This is a genomic window from Micrococcus luteus (genome assembly GCF_022664405.1).
Taxonomy (GTDB): domain Bacteria; phylum Actinomycetota; class Actinomycetes; order Actinomycetales; family Micrococcaceae; genus Micrococcus; species Micrococcus luteus.
Map to the genome: position 1 here is coordinate 1 of NZ_JAKRLB010000046.1, position 1,775 is coordinate 1,775.

The window sequence follows — 1,775 nt, forward strand, 5'->3', positions numbered from 1 at the left end:
GGATCCCGTCGTGCAGGTGGCGGTGGACCATCCTGAGACGGCCAGTGGGGGTCAGGGGTGCGTTAGCGTGAGTCATGAGTGGGTCTTTTCGGGCAGGTGGGTTGTTGAGGAACTTCCATCCTGCGGGAGAGGCCCACGGGCGTGTCAGATGGTCTGTGTAAGCCGTACCGAGAGGAACGGTAAGAATCATGACCATGATCGACGAGAAGGGGGCTTGACCCCGGTTCTTGGACACGCTGAATCCAGCACCTGCTGGGGAAGCGAGATGATCCAGGAATCATGGCCAGGAAGAACTACTCCGAGGAGTTCCGTCGTCAGGCCGTCGACTTGTACGAGTCCACCCCGGGCGCCACGGTCCGCGGCATCGCCGAGGATCTCGGCATCGTGCGCGGCACGCTGCGGCACTGGCTCGAGGTCTACGGGACCGGCAAGAAGACCGCCGCTGACGGGACATTGACCTCCAGCCCACTGCAGTCCAAGCCGTCGCCGACAAGCCCTACGGGTCCCGCCGGTGAGACGCCTGAGCAGAAGATCGCCCGGCTCGAGGCCCGGGTCAACGAGCTCGAGGTCGAGACGACGAAGCTGACCACCGAGCGGGAGATCCTCCAGCGGGCGGCCAAGTATTTCGCTGGGGAGACGGGCTGGTGAGTCGCTTCCAGTTCGTCGCCGACAACTCCGCCACCTTCGAGGTGAAGCGACTGTGTGAGCTCGTCGAGATCGAGCGCTCGTCCTACTACGCCTGGCTCAAGGCTGCCCCGGCCCGAGAAGCCAGGGCAGCTGACGACGCGGCGCTGGCATAGCGGATCAGGGCTGTCCATGCCGAGGACAACACCCAGGGTGCGCCACGGATCACCGCCGAGCTCAACGACAGCGCGCCTGCCGGTGAGCGGGTAAACCACAAGCGCGTCGCCAGGGTGATGCGGCTGCAAGGAATCCGGGGCTATGTGAAGAAGCGGCGGGTGCGGACCACGATCCCCGAACCGTCTGGCCAGAAGTACCCCGACCTGCTCAAGCGCGACTTCACCGCCCCGGCGCCAGGGCTGCGCTACGTCGGCGACATCACCTATCTGCCGATCGCCGACGGCACGAACCTCTACCTGGCGACCGTGATCGACTGCTACAGCCGTCGGCTTGTCGGGTGGGCCATCGCTGACCACATGCGTACCGAGCTCGTCGAGGACGCGTTGAAGGCCGCCGCCGCAACCCGGGGCACCCTCAAGGGCAGCGTATTTCACAGCGACCACGGGTCGGTCTACTGCTCGAAGGACTACGCCAAGCTCTGTCGCAAGCTCGGCGTCACCCAGTCCATGGGCGCCGTCGGGTCCAGCGCGGACAACGCGTTGGCCGAGTCGTTCAACGCCACCATGAAGCGCGAGGTTCTCCAAGACGCCGCCTGCTGGAGCAACGAACTGGTCTGCCGCCGGCAGGTCTTCAGGTGGCTCGTCCGCTACAACACCAAGCGACGCCATTCGTGGTGCCGCTACGTCCCGCCGGTCCTCTACGAGACCGGCAACACCGCTACGCTGCCGACGGCTGCGTAATCACACCCCGTGTCCAAGATCCGGGGGTAGGGCCCAAGAACCCAGGCGAGCCCTCGGGCCAGGACCTGGTCGAGCAGCTGAAAGCCTCAGGGCAGCTTGATTCCCTATTCGCGCAGATCGACGCGGGCGGCGTCGAGCTCACCGGTGACGGCGGGTTCGTGCCCGCGCTGGTCAAGGCCGCGCTCGAGCGGGGCCTGCAGGCCGAGCTGACCAGCCATCTGGGCTACGAGAAGG

General features: G+C 65.9%; 2 pseudogenes. Both read left to right on the top strand.

Features of this window, described 5'->3' with window-relative positions:
- Positions 1 to 279 precede the first annotated feature (279 nt).
- Positions 280 to 1,541: pseudogene (locus tag MF605_RS11840) on the top strand (IS3 family transposase).
- 65 nt (positions 1,542 to 1,606) lie between these two features.
- A pseudogene (locus MF605_RS11845) lies at positions 1,607 to 1,775 on the top strand (IS256 family transposase); the annotation flags it as partial.